The sequence below is a fragment of the Streptomyces chryseus genome (genome assembly GCF_014650755.1).
Classification (GTDB): Bacteria; Actinomycetota; Actinomycetes; order Streptomycetales; family Streptomycetaceae; genus Streptomyces; species Streptomyces chryseus.
In genome coordinates, this window is the sequence record NZ_BMVO01000001.1 from 48,934 (window position 1) to 66,356 (window position 17,423).

At 73.4% G+C, this 17,423-nt stretch carries 14 protein-coding genes and 1 riboswitch; of the genes, 7 read left to right on the forward strand and 7 right to left on the reverse strand.

Translation table 11 applies throughout. The features are described from left to right. Nucleotides 1-88: 88 nt before the first annotated feature. A complete protein-coding gene (locus IE185_RS00265) occupies nt 89-847 on the forward strand; it encodes a hypothetical protein (RefSeq protein WP_229843287.1) in 759 nt (252 codons plus the stop codon). Between the two features lie 84 nt (nt 848-931). On the opposite strand, the gene IE185_RS00270 is transcribed toward IE185_RS00265, so the two are convergent. The 4 genes from IE185_RS00270 to IE185_RS00285 all read right to left on the reverse strand — a co-directional run bounded on the left by IE185_RS00270 (nt 932) and on the right by IE185_RS00285 (nt 4,924). Further along, the gene (locus IE185_RS00270; RefSeq protein ID WP_138897694.1) at nt 932-1,723 is read right to left on the reverse strand and encodes an enoyl-CoA hydratase/isomerase family protein; all 792 of its coding nucleotides are present in this window, start codon (nt 1,721-1,723) and stop codon (nt 932-934) included. Between the two features lie 128 nt (nt 1,724-1,851). After that, nucleotides 1,852-2,073, reverse strand: a complete 222-nt coding sequence (locus IE185_RS00275; RefSeq protein WP_010987827.1) for a helix-turn-helix domain-containing protein — start codon at nt 2,071-2,073, stop codon at nt 1,852-1,854. Nucleotides 2,074-2,425: 352 nt separating this feature from the next. Next, nucleotides 2,426-4,024 (reverse strand): ABC-F family ATP-binding cassette domain-containing protein, encoded by a 1,599-nt coding sequence (locus IE185_RS00280; protein WP_138897695.1) that lies wholly within the window; start codon nt 4,022-4,024, stop codon nt 2,426-2,428. A 96-nt stretch (nt 4,025-4,120) separates the two neighbouring features. Then, on the reverse strand, nt 4,121-4,924 hold the full coding sequence (locus IE185_RS00285) for a hypothetical protein (protein ID WP_229843288.1): 804 nt from the start codon (nt 4,922-4,924) through the stop codon (nt 4,121-4,123). 242 nt (nt 4,925-5,166) lie between these two features. On the opposite strand from IE185_RS00285, the gene IE185_RS00290 reads away from it, so the two are divergent. Next, complete coding sequence (locus IE185_RS00290; protein ID WP_189714364.1) at nt 5,167-5,568, forward strand: VOC family protein; 402 nt, start codon at nt 5,167-5,169, stop codon at nt 5,566-5,568. A 93-nt stretch (nt 5,569-5,661) separates the two neighbouring features. Here the strand turns inward: IE185_RS00290 and IE185_RS00295 are convergent, their stop codons facing one another. The 3 genes from IE185_RS00295 to IE185_RS00305 form a co-directional block, all read right to left on the reverse strand. Then, entirely contained in the window at nt 5,662-7,086 is a 1,425-nt protein-coding gene (locus tag IE185_RS00295; protein ID WP_189714365.1) for a hypothetical protein, read from the reverse strand. A 130-nt stretch (nt 7,087-7,216) separates the two neighbouring features. Further along, entirely contained in the window at nt 7,217-8,344 is a 1,128-nt protein-coding gene (locus IE185_RS00300; protein WP_189714366.1) for an alpha/beta hydrolase, read from the reverse strand. A gap of 69 nt (nt 8,345-8,413) precedes the next feature. Beyond that, nucleotides 8,414-9,082, reverse strand: a complete 669-nt coding sequence (locus tag IE185_RS00305) for a class II aldolase/adducin family protein (RefSeq protein WP_138898561.1) — start codon at nt 9,080-9,082, stop codon at nt 8,414-8,416. Between the two features lie 244 nt (nt 9,083-9,326). Here IE185_RS00305 and IE185_RS00310 point away from each other — a divergent pair, with 244 nt between their 5' ends. The 5 genes from IE185_RS00310 to cobN all read left to right on the forward strand — a co-directional run bounded on the left by IE185_RS00310 (nt 9,327) and on the right by cobN (nt 17,386). Beyond that, nucleotides 9,327-10,577, forward strand: a complete 1,251-nt coding sequence (locus IE185_RS00310) for an inorganic phosphate transporter (protein WP_138898562.1) — start codon at nt 9,327-9,329, stop codon at nt 10,575-10,577. An 18-nt stretch (nt 10,578-10,595) separates the two neighbouring features. Beyond that, nucleotides 10,596-10,820 carry a hypothetical protein gene (locus IE185_RS00315; protein WP_138898563.1) on the forward strand — a complete coding sequence of 75 codons (225 nt, stop codon included), beginning with the start codon at nt 10,596-10,598 and terminating at the stop codon, nt 10,818-10,820. Nucleotides 10,821-10,996: 176 nt separating this feature from the next. Beyond that, nucleotides 10,997-11,073, forward strand: a riboswitch (cobalamin riboswitch). 129 nt (nt 11,074-11,202) lie between these two features. Next, complete coding sequence (locus tag IE185_RS00320) at nt 11,203-12,183, forward strand: cobalamin biosynthesis protein (protein WP_189714367.1); 981 nt, start codon at nt 11,203-11,205, stop codon at nt 12,181-12,183. Nucleotides 12,184-12,191: 8 nt separating this feature from the next. Then, the gene (locus tag IE185_RS00325; protein WP_138897489.1) at nt 12,192-13,700 is read left to right on the forward strand and encodes a cobyric acid synthase; all 1,509 of its coding nucleotides are present in this window, start codon (nt 12,192-12,194) and stop codon (nt 13,698-13,700) included. Beyond that, the gene (gene cobN, locus IE185_RS00330; RefSeq protein WP_138897487.1) at nt 13,697-17,386 is read left to right on the forward strand and encodes a cobaltochelatase subunit CobN; all 3,690 of its coding nucleotides are present in this window, start codon (nt 13,697-13,699) and stop codon (nt 17,384-17,386) included. Before IE185_RS00325 ends, cobN begins: the two co-directional genes overlap by 4 nt. The last annotated feature ends 37 nt before the right edge of the window (nt 17,387-17,423 follow it).

Below are 17,423 nucleotides of genomic sequence, written 5' to 3' on the forward strand. Positions count from 1 at the left end.
TCGTCCCTTTCCGGGCGGTACTGGACTCCCTTGCCCACATTAGGTCCGGTTGCCCGTTCTCGCGCCGGGGATGCGGCAGGCTGGTGGAATGGCACCTGACGGATTGACCCGGGCAGTACGGCGACGACTGGGCCTGGGCAGACTGCTGCCCCTGGGCGAGGCGTCCGACGGCGCGTGGCTCGCGGAGAAGGCCGCGAGCCCGGTTCTGCGGGAGGCGGTGGCGGGCATCACCGGCGTGAGCGTGGGGGCGCTGCGCATCGGGCTAGCCGACCCGGACACGGCCGCCGAACCGGCTGTTCCGCCCCCTCCTGGCGCTCTGCCGCCCGGGCCGCTGCGCGTCGTCGCGGACCTGACGGCCACGGCGGGCGGCGAGCCGCTGCCGCACCGGGCGGAGCGGCTGCGCATCGCGTTGCGGGAGGCCGCCTCGGCCCGGCTGGGGCTCGTGGTCACGGCAGTGGATCTGCGGGTGACGGATCTGGTGGAGGCGGGCGAGGAGCCCGTCGCCGCCGCTCGCCCGGACGGGGGAACCGGCGACGTGCCCGAGGACGTCGGCTCCGGCGGCGGACAGGACGAGGCATGGGACGCCGGGCCGCAGCGGCCGGAGGAGGACGGCGGGGCCGACCGGGCCGCCGCCGCCGCGACGGCCGCCGCGGCCGTCCCCGGCGTGGCCCGGCTGACCGGCGTGCTCGGCGCGCCGGTCCACCTCGACGACGGCCATGTGCGGATCGAGCTGGCGACGGCGGCGGGGCACCGGGCGCTGGCGGTAGCCGTGGCCGTGCGCAGGGCGGTCGCGGCGTCCCAGGGCGGCCCGACCACGGTGGCCGTCCTGGTGACCGAGGTGGAGTGATCCGGCCGGCGCGGGCGTGCGCACCGGCCGGGCGACGGCCGGCGCGGGCGTGCGACGCACCGGCCGGGCGACGGTCGCCGTGGGTCAGTCGCCCAGGCCCGCGAGGTCGCGGAGCCGGCGGGCCTGCGCGGCGCGCTCCGCGACCCGCTGGTCCTCGTAGGTGCGCGCGGACGCGCCCTGGAGCAGCGCCTTGGTCTCGATCACCGCGTCGCGCGGCGCCGCCAGCAGGGCGCCCGCCAGGTCCCGTACCGCCCCGTCCAGTTCTTCGGCGGGCACGACAAGGTTGGCGAGGCCGACACGCTCGGCCTCCGCCGCGTGGACGAAGCGCCCGGTGGCGCAGATCTCCAGCGCACGCGCGTAACCGACGAGGCTGGTCAGCGGGTGCGTACCGGTGAGGTCGGGGACGAGACCCAGGCTGGTCTCGCGCATGGCGAACTGCACGTCCTCGGCGACGACCCGCAGGTCGCAGGCGAGGGCGAGCTGGAATCCGGCGCCGATGGCATGGCCCTGTACGGCGGCGATGGTGACGAGGTCGCTGCGCCGCCACCAGGTGAATGCCTCCTGGTACTCGGCGATGACCGCGTCGAGGTCTTCGTCGGAGCCGCGTGCGAGGTCAAGGAAGGAGGGCTCACCGTCGAAGCCCTCGGGGCTGAACGCCTGCCGGTCCAGGCCGGCGGAGAAGGACTTGCCCTCGCCGCGCAGCACCACGACCCGCACGTCGCCAGGCAGAGACCGTCCGGCTTCCGTCAACGCCCGCCACAGAGCGGGAGACTGGGCGTTGCGCTTTGCCGCATTGGTCAGGGTCACCGTGGCAACGGCGTCCTCGACGGTGAGTCGTACGCCGTCCTTGTCGAGCACAGAGTCGAGCGAAGCCATGTGGCGCCTCCGGTCCGGGTGGCAGTCGTGCGGTCATTAAGTGACTGCACAGTAACCACCCGGGCGATCCTGCGATCGACCGGGTGGCCACCGCCCAAAAACCGATGGGCCGGGCCCGCCCGAGGCGGTCAGGCCGTAGTGGCCTTCTTGCCTCGTGTCGCCCCGCCGCGTCCCCGCAGCGTGACGCCGGACTCGCTGAGCATCCGGTGTACGAATCCATAGGAGCGGCCGGTCTCTTCGGCCAACGCCCGGATGCTCGCACCGGAGTCGTACTTCTTCTTCAGGTCTGCCGCGAGCTTGTCGCGCGCGGCGCCGGTTACCCGGCTGCCCTTCTTCAGAGTCTCGGCCACCCGTGCCTCCTCAAGGAAGTGCGCTCTGGACTCTCATGATCACCCCTTCCCGGCTTCCTGGCCACCCATTCGGCAAGGTCCGTACAACAACGTTTGCCGCGGGGGAACCGCCCGCCGCGCTCCCTGTGCGCGGCCTGGGGGATCTCACGTCGCGCGTGCGCACGAGACGGGCGGGGAATGGCCAGGTCAGCACGGGTAAACGATCAGCGGAAAGCGAAGGGCCCGCCCCACGGGGGCGGGCCGCGACCCGGTGCATGACACGCCGGAGTACGAGAGCGACTCACTCAGATGAAGGATCACCCGTGAGCCGAATGATCCAGCGCGAGTGGATCAGCCCGGGTCCGGGACCCGGTCAGGCCAGCGCGACGAGGTCCTTGTAGTCCGGGCCCCACAGGTCCTCCACGCCGTCGGGCAGCAGGATGATCCGCTCGGGCTCCAGCGCGTCGACCGCTCCCTCGTCGTGCGTGACGAGGATGACCGCGCCCTTGTACGTGCGCAGGGCGCCGAGGATCTCCTCGCGGCTGGCCGGGTCGAGGTTGTTCGTGGGCTCGTCGAGGAGCAGCACGTTGGCGGACGAGACGACCAGGGTCGCCAGCGCCAGACGGGTCTTCTCACCGCCGGACAGGACGCCGGCCGGCTTGTCGACGTCGTCACCGGTGAAGAGGAACGAGCCGAGCGTCTTGCGGACCGCGACCAGGTCGAGGTCGGGCGCCGCCGAGCGCATGTTCTCCAGGACCGAGCGCTCCGGGTCGAGGGTCTCGTGCTCCTGGGCGTAGTAGCCGAGCTTGAGGCCGTGGCCCGGGATGACCTCGCCGGTGTCGGGCTTCTCGGCGCCGCCGAGGAGGCGCAGCAGGGTCGTCTTGCCCGCGCCGTTGAGGCCGAGGATGACGACGCGCGAGCCCTTGTCGATGGCCAGGTTGACGTCGGTGAAGATCTCCAGCGAGCCGTACGACTTGGACAGGCCCTCCGCCATCAGCGGGGTCTTGCCGCAGGGCGCGGGGTCCGGGAAGCGCAGTTTGGCGACCTTGTCGGACACGCGTACCGCTTCGAGGCCGGACAGCAGCCGCTCGGCGCGCTTGGCCATGTTCTGCGCGGCGACCGTCTTGGTGGCCTTGGCGCGCATCTTGTCGGCCTGCGAGTTGAGGGCCGACGCCTTCTTCTCGGCGTTCTGGCGCTCGCGCTTGCGGCGCTTCTCGTCGGCCTCGCGCTGCTGCTGGTAGAGCTTCCAGCCCATGTTGTAGACGTCGATCGCGGAGCGGTTGGCGTCCAGGTAGAAGACCTTGTTGACGACCGTCTCGACGAGGTCGACATCGTGGGAGATCACGATGAAGCCGCCGCGGTAGGTCTTCAGGTAGTCCCGGAGCCAGACGATCGAGTCCGCGTCGAGGTGGTTGGTCGGCTCGTCGAGGAGCAGGGTGTCGGCGTCCGAGAAGAGGATGCGGGCCAGCTCGACGCGGCGGCGCTGACCTCCGGAGAGGGTGTGCAGGGGCTGGCCGAGCACGCGGTCGGGCAGGCCGAGCGCGGCGGCGATGGTGGCGGCCTCGGCCTCCGCGGCGTAACCGCCCTTGGTGAGGAACTCCGTCTCCAGGCGCTCGTACTTCTTCATCGCCTTCTCGCGGGTGGCGCCCTGTCCGTTCGACATGCGCTCCTCGTTCTCGCGCATCTTGCGCAGGACCGAGTCGAGGTCGCGGGCGGACAGGATGCGGTCGCGGGCGAGGACGTCGAGGTCGCCGGTGCGCGGGTCCTGCGGGAGGTAGCCGACTTCGCCGGAGCGGGTGATGGTGCCGCCGGCCGGGGTGCCCTCGCCGGCGAGGCACTTGGTGAGGGTCGTCTTGCCCGCTCCGTTGCGGCCGACGAGGCCGATGCGGTCGCCCTTGGCGATGCGGAAGGAAGCGGACTCGATGAGGAGGCGGGCGCCGGCGCGCAGCTCGATGCCGGAGGCGGTGATCAAGGGAAAACTCCAGGGCGGTATGGACGGCGGAAGGGAACGGGCGGAGAGCTTCTTCGACGCCGTCTAATGCACAAGGAGAGTTGCCATAGACCCAGTCTAACGGTCGCCCGCAACTACTTTTCTGGCGCGGGCGTTGTCGCCCGGCGGGGCGTTGCGCAGGGGTGTGCGGTGGGGCACGATCCGGCCGAGATCGTCGACGGCGACGATCTCGGCGGTCCAGGAGGCCCCGGCGCCGCAGGGCTGGGCGACCAGCAGGGCGCCGCCGGTGCGGGCCGTGCGGCGGGCGTCGAAGGCGCAGCCGGGTTCGGCGGGCAGCACCCAGCGCAGGTCGCCGTCGCGCGTGCGGTACGCCGCGATGCGCTGCGGGGTGACGACGGCGAGCATCCGGGCGGCGGGGTCGAGGGCCTGCAGCACCCCGGCGGCGCGGGCCGGTCCGCCGGCCGCGAGCCAGCGCGAGAGGCCGGGGACGGCGCGGTGCCAGTGGACGGTGCGGCCGGTGGTGCGGGCGGTGTCGGTGACCAGGCCGTCGCTCCACAGCGCGAAGGCGTGGCCGGGCGCGGGCCGCACGGCGAGGGGGCGGCTCCCGGCGCGGGTGTGCGTCCAGTGCCGACGCCCGCCGGCCCCGTCGTACGCCTCGACCGCCCCGCCCCTGATCCGCAGGGCGGGGTCGGGGCGGGCGGCCGGTGCGTGGGTGGTGAGCCGGTCGCCGTACGGGGCGCTTCTGGCCTGGTGGGCCGCGGTGGCCAGGGGCAGGGCGAGGGCGGCGGCGACGAGGGCGATGCCGATGCGGCGGCGCGGGGCGCCGGGGGCGCGCGGGGGTGGTGCGCCGGTCGGGGTGCGGGGCTCCGCGCGGCCGCGGGTGCCACCGGCCGCCGCGGCCGTTGACGTGCTGGCAGTCACGATCCCCCCTTGCGGCGCCGCCCATCGATCAAGGACAGAACGTAGCGGCGGGTCCCCGGGGCGGGGGGCCGGGCCCGGTCGACACGGCGGGGCGGGGCGGCCGCGTCCCCCGTTCGGCCGCGCGCGCCCGTCGGGAGTCGCGTTGTCAGTGGCCGGTGGAACACTGAGAGGCACGTCACATGCGACGTGTGCGACCCACGCGCCGGCCGCGCGGGACGAGACGAGAGGACGAGGTGATCGGCATGGCCGCTGCACCGAGCATCTACCCGACGGTTCTGTACAAGGACGCCAAGGCCGCCATCCGGCTGCTCAAGGACGCCTTCGGCTTCCGCGAAGTGGCGGTCTACGAGAGCGAGGGCGGTTACGTCGAGCACGCCGAGCTGGCGCACGGCAACGGGGCGGTGATGGTGGGCTCGCACGGCCGGGAGGGCGTCTTCGCCCAGGCGATGGCGAACGGCGGGCCCGTGGGTGTGTACGTGGTGGTCGACGACGTGGACGCGCACCACGCGCGCGCGGTGGAGCACGGCGTGGAGATCCTGATGCCGCCGACCGACCAGGACTACGGCTCCCGGGACTACATGGCCCGGGACCACGAGGGCAACATCTGGAGCTTCGGCACGTACGCCCCGGCGATCGGGGGCTGACCCGGCGGGGCACGGCGCCGGGCACCGGGGAGGGCCGTGGGGCCTGCGGGCCCGGGGCTGCCGGGTTGCGCCTGCCCCGAGCCGCCGCCGGGGCTACACGCCGCCCGTGTGGACCTGGAAGGCGGCCCTGCGGACCGCCTTCGCCAGGGCCGGGTCCGGGTGGGCCGCCGCCAGTGCCACCAGGACCTGGACGGTGCGCGGGTGGCCGATCGCCTGCACTTCCTCCAGGAGCGCCGGCACGGTGGACTGCACGGCGGCGTCCAGGTGGCGTACGAGCAGCTGCGTCTCGCCGTGGTCCGCGACGGCGGCGGCGGTGTCCACCCACAGCCACGTGGACTCCTCGCGGGTGAGGACCTCGTGGGCGTCCTCGGGGTCGGCGCCCTCGTACTCCGCCAGCCACAGCAGGGCGTAGGGGCGCAGCGAGCTGTCGTCGGCCGCCGCCCGTACGCCGGACTCGGCCGGGGCGCCGACCACCCGCAGCGCGTCGAAGGCCAGTCCGCGCAGCAGCGCGTCCTCGCCGCGGGCGGCTTCGAGCAGCTCGGTGACGGCGCTGGAGACGGTGCGGGCGGCGAGCCAGGCGCGGTACTCGGCGCGGGCGGGACCGGGCGTCAGGCGGGCGCAGCCGCGCAGCATGTCCTCGGCGGACCGCTCGATGTTCCCCGCCGGGCTCTGCGCGGCGACGCAGATCTGTTCGAGCTTGACCCACACCGCCCAGTTGCCGAGGGCGGTGAGCGTGGCGAGTCCCGGGCGGAGGGTCAGCGCGCCGACGGCGGCCTGTCCCGCCAGGGCCCAGTCGAGGAGGAGCGGGAGAGGGGCGGCGGGCACGGGGGGCTGGGCGGCCGCCGGGTCGGGCTGTGGGCCGTACGGGACCTCGCAGCGTTCCTCGCGCAGTTCGGCGACGCGCTGTTCGAGCAGGTCGAGCAGCGCCGGCACCTGTACGGGACCGGCCGAGAGCTGGAGGAGGGAGAGCACCTGGGGGACGGCTTCCACGACCTCGGCGACGGCGGTCGCGGCGATGCCGTCGGGCGCGGGGTGGACGATCGACCACGCGTCGAAGAGCGCGACCCAGCCGCGCAGGACGGCCGCGTCGTCACGGTCCCAGGCGCTCAGCCGCCAGCCGGGCCGGGTGCGGTCGCCGTGGAGTTCGATCAGGCCGGCGAGTCTGGCTCTGTCCCAGGCCGCGCGGACCTGGGGCGGTGTCAGGCCGAGTTCCGCCGACGCCTGTTGGACGGCCGCGGCGGACAACGCGCCGTCCCGGCCGGGCTCGACCCGGGACGCCGCGCCGCGCGGCGACGGGGAGGCCCAGCGCGCGACCCGTACGGCGTCGGCGAGCACGGCCCTGGCCTGACGGGCCAGTTCCGCGGGGGGCGGGGTGCCCTCGGGGGGCCTCGGGGCCGGGCGGGTACGCCGGTGCGTCACGCCCTGGGGTCCGCCCTGAGAGGTCAGGGGGAGGGCAGCGGCGAGGGGTCGCGGGCGGACAAGTCGGAGCCTGGAGTCGCGCGGGGTACGGGACGTCACGGAGAGCAGTCTCTCCGCTCACGCCCCGAAAGCCCAAACGGAATCGAACTTGCCGTTCGTGGACGCCGTCTGGCCGGATCCTTTCCCCGCCGGACGGGTCGGACATCCCGGGCGGCGGCGGGGCTCCGGGCTACATCAAAGGAGTCAGGAACCGGCGCAGAGCCTCTTCGTACACGGCCGGAGAGGCGTTCCACATGGCCGCGTGCGGGGCGTGCGGGGTGGGCTGGAGGACGACCAGGCCGGGGAGCCGCCCGGCCAGTTCCCGCGAGGGCTGCCACGGGGCCACGGTGTCGTCCGGGCCGTGGAAGACGAGCGTGGGCACCCGCAGTCCGCCGGGGCCGGCCGCTTCGCCGAGGCGGTCGCCGTGCACCCCGGTGCGGCCCTGCACGGCCCGCACGGCGAGCGGGAGCAGCGCGCGGGGGGTGCGCCGGGCGACGGCCAGGGCCCGCACCGTGGCCTCCCAGTCCAGCACCGGGGAGTCGAGCACGAGGCCGCTGATCCGGTCGCGCAGGGGGGAGCGCACGGCGGCGTGCACGGCCATGGCCCCGCCGGTGGACCAGCCGTACAGGATGACGCGCTCGGCGCCGCCGCGCACGGCGTGCCGGATGGCGGCGTCCACGTCGCGCCACTCCGAGTCGCCGAGGTGCCCCAGTCCGCCCTGCGGCCTGGGGGCGCCGTCGTCTCCCCGGTAGGAGAGGCCGAGGACGGGGAGGTGCTGGGTCCGCAGGAAGGGCATCAGGTTCATGGTGTGGGCCCGTGTGGTGCCCAGGCCGTGGACGGCGATGATCCAGGTGCCGCGGGCGCCCGGCAGGAACCAGGCGGGCAGGGCGCCGAGTTCGCCGGGGACGTCCACGTCGGTGTGGTCGATGCCCAGTGCGGAGCGCGGGTCGCCGACGTACAGCTGGGGGGTGAGCCGGACGCGGGTGCCGGCGCCCAGCGCGCCGTGGGTGACGCGTACCAGGCGGCGTACGACGGTGTCGGCGCTGTGCCGCGCGTCCGCGACGACGGGGCCGACGACCGCGTGCACGCCGGGGCCCTCGATGCCGTACGTACCGGGGCGCAGGGACGCCAGGCAGCGGGTCAGGGTGATCCGGCCCGGACCGGTGCCGTGCACGGTGAGCCGGGGGTCGGCGGGCAGCGGCCGGCCGGCCGACGCCCTGAGGGCGGCGTCGCCGGCGTAGCGGCCGATCGCGACTGCCGCCGCGCCGGCGCCGAGGAGTGTGGTGACGGCCGCTGCCGTCGCTGTAGCCGGGCGCACCGCTCCAGTGTCCGGGTCAGGGGGGCGCGAGGCCAGTGGGCGGGGCCGGACGGCTTTCGTGTCGGGGTGTCAGGCGCGCCGGCCGTAGCCGCGCAGTTTCTCCGCCACTTCGCCCAGCTGCTCCTCGGAGAGCAGCGACGGCTCGCGGCCCGGCACCGCGCTCGCGGTGAGCCAGAGCCTGCACATCCATTCCAGTTGCGCGGTGCGGTCGTAGGCCTGGTCGAGCGTGTCCCCGTAGGTCACGGTGCCGTGGTTCCGGAGCAGGCAGCCCGAGCGGTCGCGCAGGGCCGCGAGCACGTGGTCGGCCAACTCGCGCGAGCCGTAGGTGGCGTACGGGGCGGTGCGGACGGGGCCGCCGAGGGCCGCGGCCATGTAGTGCACCAGGGGCAGCTCGGGCACGAGGGTGGAGACGGCGGTGGCGTGCACGGCGTGGGTGTGGACGACGGCCGAGGCCGGTGTGGCGCGGTAGATCGCGAGGTGCATCGGGAGCTCGCTGGTGGGGGTGAGCGTGCCGAGCACCTGCCGGCCTTCGAGGTCCACGGCGACGGCGTCCCGCGCTTCCAGCCGGTCGTACGGGACTCCGCTCGGGGTGACGAGCACGAGCCCGCCGACGCGTACCGAGACGTTGCCCGAGGTGCCGACCACCAGCCCCTCGCGTACGGTCCTGCGGGCCGTGGCCACCAGGTCGTGCCAGGGCTGTTCGATCGTCGCGGGGAGCCGCTCATCCATGTCGGTCATGCGCAGATCCTGCCAAGCGGACGCGCGAGGTGACCAGGATCTCTTCTGCGGACCCCGGACCCGGCCGAAGCGGTCCATGCGGACGCACAGCCCCCTGGAATGGCCGGTCCGGGGCCCCGGGCGCCACAAGCGGAATGCCGGCGAGCCGCTTCGGGTCACCACACCGCCCGACCCAGTTCACCTTCCGTTCACTCAGGTTGCCTACGTTCCACAAGCCACTGACGTCAAACGATTGCCTGGGTAAATGGAACACATCACCTTGCTGCTCGCGATTGTGATCGTGACAGCTCTAGTGTTCGATTTCACGAACGGTTTCCACGACACCGCGAACGCGATGGCGACCACCATCTCGACCGGCGCTCTGAAGCCCAAGACGGCGGTGACCATGTCCGCCGTGCTCAACCTGGTCGGCGCGTTCCTGTCCGTGGAGGTCGCCAAGACGATCTCCGGGGGACTCGTCAATGAGAGCGGCATCACCGTTGAAGTGATCTTCGCGGCGCTGGTCGGCGCCATCCTCTGGAACCTGCTGACGTGGCTGATCGGCCTGCCGTCCAGTTCCTCCCACGCACTCTTCGGCGGCCTCATCGGCGCCACCCTGATGTCCGTCGGCGCCTCCGGCGTCAACGGCGACGTCGTCGTCACCAAGGTCCTGCTGCCCGCGATCGCCGCGCCCCTCGTGGCCGGTCTCGCCGCGCTGCTGGCCACCCGGCTGACGTACAAGCTCGCCGGCAAGGCCGACGAGAAGGCCACCGCCAAGGGCTACCGGGCCGGTCAGATCGCCTCCGCCGGCCTCGTCTCGCTCGCCCACGGCACCAACGACGCGCAGAAGACGATGGGTGTCATCACCCTCGCCCTGGTCACCGGCAACGTCATCGCCCCCGGCTCGAACCCCCCGATGTGGGTCATCGTGTCCGCCGGTGTCGCCATCGCGCTCGGTACGTACCTGGGCGGCTGGCGCATCATCCGCACCATGGGCAAGGGCCTCACCGACCTGCGTCCCCCGCAGGGCTTCGCGGCCCAGACCAGCGCCGCGACGGTCATCCTGGCCTCCTCGCACCTGGGCTTCTCGCTCTCCACCACCCAGTCCTGCTCCGGCGCCGTCATGGGCGCGGGCCTCGGCCGCAAGGGCGGCGTGGTCCGCTGGTCCACCGCCACCCGGATGTTCGTCGCCTGGGGCCTGACGCTCCCGGCCGCGGGTCTGGTCGCCGCCGCCGCCGAGTTCCTCACCGGCCAGGGCACCTGGGGCATCGTCGCGGTCGGCGTGCTGCTGGTCGGCGGATCGGCCTTCATCTGGGCGCTGTCGCGCCGCAAGCCGGTCGACCACACCAACGTCACCGACGACGAGATCGGCGAGCCCGCCGGTGTGGTCACCACCGCGATGGCGGCCATCAGCGTGCCGCCCACGGCCGGTGCCCTCGCCGCCGAGGACTTCAAGACCACCATCCCGGCCCCGGCCGGCAGCTCCGCCGAGCCGGCCAGCCCGGCCGCGGTGTAAGGACAGGGACACAGCAGTATGAAGATCGACTGGGCAGCTCTCGGCTCCGTATTCGGCGTGAGCCTCGTGGTCACCGTCGCACTGGTGGGCCTGTTCACCCTCGGCATCGTGGGCCTCTCCAAGCAGGAGAGCGCCTCGGCACAGGGCGGCGGCTCCGCCGTCCTCGCCCGCACCGGCGCGTACGCCTGCTTCGCGCTGTGCGCGGCGGCCGTGTCGTACGGGATCTACCTGATCGTCGTCTGACGCGCCGCCCGAACCCGGGCGAACCACCACAGAGACCGCCCCGCCGCCGGCCCTTCACAGCCGGCGGCGGGGCGGTCTCTGTGTGCCTCAGCACACTCTCCCGTCGCAGGTCAACGGCAAGTTGACGGCGTTCGCGCAGCGTGGTGGACTTCCCCGAGCCGAATACGGCGGCAGGAGAGGAAGCCCGGTGCGAAACCGGCGCGGTCCCGCCACTGTGACCGGGGAACACGAGGTCCCCGGAAGCCAGGAACTCTCACCGCCGGTCACGTCGAACCAGGGCGCGGACCCTGAGTGAGGACATACCGCCATGCCTGGCTGCCGTTCCGTCATACCTGAGCGTTTGCGTACCCGCGTACTTCGAGGCGCATCGGCCTGCTGAGCCATGCGTGCCGATCGCATCTTCGCGTACGGCGCCACCGCCGGCCTGATCGGCGACCTCGTTCTCGGCGATCCTCGCCGCGGGCATCCGGTCGCCGCCTTCGGGCGGGCGGCGGGCGCCGTCGAGTCCCTGCTGTGGCGTGACCACCGCGGGTGGGGCGCGGTGCACACCCTGGTGTGCGCCGGAGGCGCCGCCGCGGCCGCCGCGCTCGTCTCCCGCGCCGTACGCCGCTCCCCCGCCGCCGCCGTCGCCCTGACCGCCGCCGCCACCTGGGCCGTCGTCGGCGGTACGTCGCTGGGGCGCGAGGCCCGGGCCGTGGGCGGCGCCCTGGAGGCCGGTGACGTCGACGTCGCCCGCGAACGCCTCCCCCACCTGTGCGGACGCGACCCGCAGTCCCTGGACGAGCAGCAGATCGCCCGCGCCGTCGTCGAGTCCGTCGCCGAGAACACCTCGGACGCGGTCGTCGGCGCGCTGGTGTGGGGCGCGGTGGGCGGGGTGCCGGGGCTTGTGGCCTTCCGCGCGATCAACACGCTCGACGCCATGGTGGGGCACAGATCGGCCAGACACCTGCGCTACGGCTGGGCCTCGGCCCGCCTCGACGACGTGGCCGGCTGGCCCGGCGCGCGGCTGACCGCCGCGCTCGCGGTCTTCGCGGGCGGCGACCCGCGCGGCGCGGTGCGGGCCTGGCGCGCGGACGCGTCCAAGCACCCGAGCCCCAACGCGGGCCCTGTGGAGGCCGCCTTCGCGGGCGCCCTCGGCGTGCGGCTCGGCGGGACGCTCTCCTACGCGGGCCGGGTCGAGCACCGGCCCGTGCTCAACGCCGCGGGCCGGCCCGTCGGCGTACCGGACATCGAGCGGGCGGTGCGGCTCTCGCGCCGCGTCGGGGCGCTCGCGCTGGCGGCGGCCGTCGGGGGACGGCCGGCGCTCGGTGCGCTGCGGCGCGGCGCTCGCCGAGTCGTACGTACACGAAAGGGACACGCATGAGCGGTGCACTGGGAGGCGGTCTGCTCGTCGCGGGGACCACGTCCGACGCGGGCAAGAGTGTGGTGACGGCCGGGATCTGCCGGTGGCTGGTGCGCCGGGGAGTGAAGGTCGCGCCGTTCAAGGCGCAGAACATGTCGCTGAACTCGTTCGTGACGCGCGAGGGCGCGGAGATCGGACGGGCGCAGGCCATGCAGGCGCAGGCGGCGCGGGTGGAGCCGACGGCGCTGATGAATCCCGTGCTGCTCAAGCCGGGCAGTGACCGCAGCAGCCAGGTGGTGCTGATGGGCAGGCCGGTGGGCGAGATGAGTGCGCGCGGCTACCACGGTGGGCGTCAGGAGGCTCTGCTCGGGACCGTGACGGACTGTCTGCGGGAGTTGCGGGGCACGTATGACGCCGTGATCTGTGAGGGGGCGGGCAGTCCGGCCGAGATCAATCTGCGGCGTACCGACATCGTGAACATGGGCATCGCGCGGGCCGCCCGCTTCCCGGTGGTCGTCGTCGGCGACATCGACCGGGGCGGGGTCTTCGCGTCCTTCTTCGGTACGACCGCGCTGCTGAGCCGGGAGGACCAGGAGTTGGTGGCCGGCTACCTGGTCAACAAGTTCCGCGGCGACGTCTCGCTGCTCGAACCCGGGCTCGACATGCTGGAGGGGCTGACGGGCCGTCGCACGTACGGGGTGCTGCCCTTCGCACACGGTCTGGGCATCGACGAGGAGGACGGGCTGCGGGTGTCGCTGCGGGGCGCCGTACGGGAGTCGGTCGTCGCGCCGCCGGTCGGGCAGGACGTGCTGCGGGTCGCCGTGTGCGCGGTGCCGCTGATGTCCAACTTCACGGACGTGGACGCGCTGGCCGCCGAACCGGGCGTGGTCGTGCGGTTCGTGGACCGGGCCGAGGAGCTCGTGGACGCCGATCTCGTCATCGTGCCGGGCACGCGCGGGACCGTGAAGGCCCTGGAGTGGCTGCGCGAGCGGGGGCTCGCCGCCGCGCTGGCGCGGCGGGCGGCGGAAGGCCGTCCCGTGCTCGGCATCTGCGGCGGCTTCCAGCTGCTGGGCGAACGCGTCGAGGACGACGTCGAGTCGAAGGCCGGGACCGTGGACGGGCTCGGGCTGCTGCCGGTGCGCGTGCGGTTCGCCGTGGAGAAGACGCTGGCGCGGCCCGTCGGGACCGCTCTGGGCGAGCCCGTGGCGGGGTACGAGATCCACCACGGGGTCGCCGAAGTGCTGGGCGGCGATCCCTTTCTGGACGGCTGCCGGGCCGGTTCCGTCTGGGGCACCCACTGGCACGGTTCGCTGGAGAGCGACGCGTTCCGGCGCGCCTTCCTGCGCGAGGTGGCCGCCGCCGCGGGCCGCCGCTTCGTACCGGCGCCGGACACCTCGTTCGAGGCGCTGCGCGAGGAGCAGCTCGACCGCCTCGGCGACCTGATCGAAGAACACGCGGACACGGACGCGCTGCTGCGGCTCATCGAGTCGGGCGCGCCCTCAGGACTTCCCTTCATCGCACCTGGAGCGCCCGCATGAGCACTGAGCCCCCTGAGAACACCGAGAGCACCGAGCACACCGTGCTGTTGCTGTCCACCGCCGACACCGACCTGCTGGCGGCCCGCGCCTCCGGCGCCCCGTACCGGATCGGCAACCCGACCCGTATCGACGCGGCGACCGGGCTGCCGGCGCTGATCGAGGGCGCGTCCGTCGCCGTCGTGCGGCTGCTCGGCGGCAAGCGCGCCTGGGAGGACGGGCTCGCCGTCCTGAAGGCGTCCGGGATACCGACCGTCCTGCTGGGCGGCGAGACCGTGCCCGACGCGGAGCTGATGGCCGAGTCGTCCGTACCGGCCGGTGTCGTCGCGGAGGCACTGCGCTACCTCGTCGAGGGCGGGCCGGGGAACCTCGTCGAGCTGGCCAGGTTCCTGTCCGACACCGTGCTGCTCACGGGTGTGGGATTCGCGGAGCCGCAGAAGATGCCCGAGTGGGGCGTCCACGGCACGCGCGCGTACGACGCGGACCGCCCGACGGTCGGCGTGCTCTTCTACCGCGCCCACGAGCTGTCCGGGAACACGTCCTTCGTCGACGTACTGTGCGAGCGGATCGAAGCGCAGGGCGCCAACGCCCTTCCCGTGTACTGCGGTTCGCTGCGCAGCGCCGACCCCGAGCTGTACCGGGAGCTGGGCAAGGCCGACGCGCTGATCGCCACGGTCCTCGCGGCGGGCGGCACGCGCGCGAGCGACGCCTCGGCGGGCGGGGACGACGAGGCGTGGGACATCGGGGCGCTCGCTGACCTCGACGTACCCGTGCTGCAGGGGCTGTGCCTCACGTCGTCGCGCGCCACCTGGGAGGCGTCCGACGCGGCGCTGTCGCCGATGGACGCGGCGATGCAGGTCGCCATCCCCGAGTTCGACGGGCGGCTGATCACCGTCCCGTTCTCCTTCAAGGAGCAGGGCGAGGGCGACGTCCCGGTGTACGTCGCCGATCCCGAGCGCGCCTCGCGGGTGGCCGGTATCGCCGTACGGCACGCCCGGCTGGCGCACAAGCCGAACAAGGACAAGCGCCTCGCGCTCGTCTTCACGGCGTACCCGACGAAGCACTCGCGCGTCGGCAACGCGGTGGGCCTCGACACCCCCGCCTCCGCGATCCGGGTGCTCGACGCCCTGCGCGACGCGGGCTACGGCGTGGAGAGCCATCCCGACAACGGCGACGAGCTCATCCACCGGCTCATCAACGCCGGTGGCCACGACGTGGAGTGGCTGACCGAGGAGCAGCTGGCGGCGGCGCCCGCGCGCGTACCGCTCGCGGACTACCAGGCTTGGTTCGACAAGCTGGAGCCGGAACTGCGCGACGGCATGCTGGAGCACTGGGGCGAGGCGCCCGGTCAGCTGTACGTCGACGGGGACGAGATCGTGCTGGCGTCGCTCCAGTTCGGCAACGTCGTCGTCATGATCCAGCCACCGCGCGGCTTCGGGGAGAACCCGATCGCGATCTACCACGACCCGGACATGCCGCCGTCGCACCACTACATGGCGGCGTACCGCTGGCTGGAGAACAGCTTCGGCGCGGACGCGATCGTGCACATGGGCAAGCACGGCACGATGGAGTGGCTGCCGGGCAAGGGTCTCGGCCTGTCGGCGGGCTGCGGGCCGGACGCCGTACTGGGCGAGCTGCCGCTGATCTACCCGTTCATCGTCAACGACCCCGGTGAGGGCACGCAGGCCAAGCGGCGCGGGCACGCCACGGTCGTGGACCACCTGGTGCCGCCGATGGCGCGTGCGGACACGTACGGCGACCTGGCGAAGCTGGAGCAACTGCTGGACGAGTACGCGCTGGTGAGCGACCTCGACCCGGCGAAGGCGCCCGCCGTACGGGCGCAGATCTGGACGCTGGTGACCGCGGCGCAGCTCCACCACGACCTGCATCTCGACGAGCAGCCGGACGACGACGACTTCGACGAGTTCGTCATGCACATCGACGGCTACCTGTGCGAGATCAAGGACGTGCAGATCCGCGACGGGCTGCACATCCTGGGCGGCGGTCCGGAGGCCGAGGCGCGGGTGAACCTGGTTCTGGCCGTGCTGCGCGCCTCGCAGGTGTGGGGCGGTAAGGCCAACGCCCTGCCGGGGCTTCGCGCCTGCCTGGCCGAGCACTTCGGGCTGGTCGAGAAGGAGCTGCTGGGCGAGCCGGGCGCACCGGTGAAGGTGGCGGACGGGCTGACGGCGCTGGTCGACGGTCCGGCCCGTACCGGCGCGGACGCGATCGACCTGCTGGAGCAGCTGGGCCGGCGGCTCGCGGAGGGCATGGAGGAGCGGCGCTGGGACACGGCCGAGGCGGCCGGTCTGGTGACCGAGGTCCTGGGCGTCGAGCTGCCGGACGCGGTGGCCGTGCTGCGGTTCGCGTGCGACGAGGTCGTGCCGAGGCTGGCCCGTACGACGGACGAGATCGGCAACATCCTGCACGCGCTGGACGGCGGTTACGTACCAGCCGGGCCTTCGGGGTCGCCGACGCGCGGCCTGGTCAACGTCCTGCCGACCGGGCGCAACTTCTACTCCGTCGACCCCAAGGCGATCCCGTCGCGGCTGTCGTGGGAGGTCGGGCAGGCGCTCGCCGACTCGCTGGTGGCCCGGTACCTGACGGACACCGGCGACTACCCGAAGTCGGTCGGCCTGACCGTCTGGGGCACGTCCGCGATGCGCACCCAGGGCGACGACATCGCGGAGATCCTGGCGCTGCTGGGCTGCCGTCCGGTGTGGGACGACGCGTCGCGCCGGGTCACGGGCTTCGAGATCGTGCCGCTGGACGAGCTGGGACGGCCGCGCATCGACGTGACCGTGCGCATCTCCGGGTTCTTCCGGGACGCGTTCCCGCACGTGGTGGGGCTGATCGACGACGCGGTACGGGCCGTGGCCGAGCTGGACGAGCCCGCCGACCGCAACTTCGTGCGGGCGCACGCCGACGAGGACACCGCCGAGCACGGCGACCGGCGGCGCGCGACGGCCCGCATCTTCGGCTCGAAGCCGGGTGCCTACGGCGCCGGTCTGCTGCCGCTGATCGACGCGCGCAACTGGCGCTCGGACGCGGACCTGGCCGAGGTGTACGCGGTGTGGGGCGGCTACGCGTACGGGCGCGGCCTGGAGGGCAGGGCCGCGCGCGGCGACATGGAGACGGCGTTCCGCCGGATCGCGGTGGCCGCGAAGAACGTCGACACCCGCGAGCACGACCTGGTCGACGCGGACGACTACTTCCAGTACCACGGCGGCATGGTCGCCATGGTGCGGCACCTGACGGGCGAGTCCCCCGAGGCGTACGTGGGCGACAGCGCGACGCCCGACCAGGTCAAGACCCGGACGCTCGGCGAGGAGACGCACCGCGTCTTCCGTGCGCGCGTGGTCAACCCGCGCTGGATGGCGGCCATGCGCAGGCACGGCTACAAGGGCGCCTTCGAGATGGCGGCCACGGTGGACTACCTGTTCGGGTACGACGCGACGGCGGGTGTGGTCGACGACTGGATGTACGAGAAGTTGTCGAGCGAGTACGTCTTCGACCCGGAGAACCGGGACTTCATGAAGAAGTCCAACCCGTGGGCTCTGCGCGGCATCACGGAGCGGCTGCTGGAGGCGGCCGAGCGGGGTCTGTGGGCCGAGCCGGACGCGGACACGCTGGAGCGGCTGCGGGCCACGTACCTGGAGCTCGAAGGCGACCTGGAAGGGGACGGCGCGTGAGCGGGCCGCAGTGCGTTCCGGGTGCCCTGAACCAGCT

Bases quoted from the DNA above. Each gene is read 5' to 3' on its own strand.
- IE185_RS00320 (WP_189714367.1), top strand. From the start codon at position 11,203: ATGCGTGCCGATCGCATCTTCGCGTACGGCGCCACCGCCGGCCTGATC.
- IE185_RS00265 (WP_229843287.1), top strand. From the start codon at position 89: ATGGCACCTGACGGATTGACCCGGGCAGTACGGCGACGACTGGGCCTG.
- IE185_RS00290 (WP_189714364.1), top strand. From the start codon at position 5,167: ATGGCCGCTGCACCGAGCATCTACCCGACGGTTCTGTACAAGGACGCC.
- IE185_RS00310 (WP_138898562.1), top strand. From the start codon at position 9,327: ATGGAACACATCACCTTGCTGCTCGCGATTGTGATCGTGACAGCTCTA.
- cobN (WP_138897487.1), top strand. From the start codon at position 13,697: ATGAGCACTGAGCCCCCTGAGAACACCGAGAGCACCGAGCACACCGTG.
- IE185_RS00305 (WP_138898561.1), bottom strand. From the start codon at position 9,082: ATGACCGACATGGATGAGCGGCTCCCCGCGACGATCGAACAGCCCTGG.
- IE185_RS00315 (WP_138898563.1), top strand. From the start codon at position 10,596: ATGAAGATCGACTGGGCAGCTCTCGGCTCCGTATTCGGCGTGAGCCTC.
- IE185_RS00270 (WP_138897694.1), bottom strand. From the start codon at position 1,723: ATGGCTTCGCTCGACTCTGTGCTCGACAAGGACGGCGTACGACTCACC.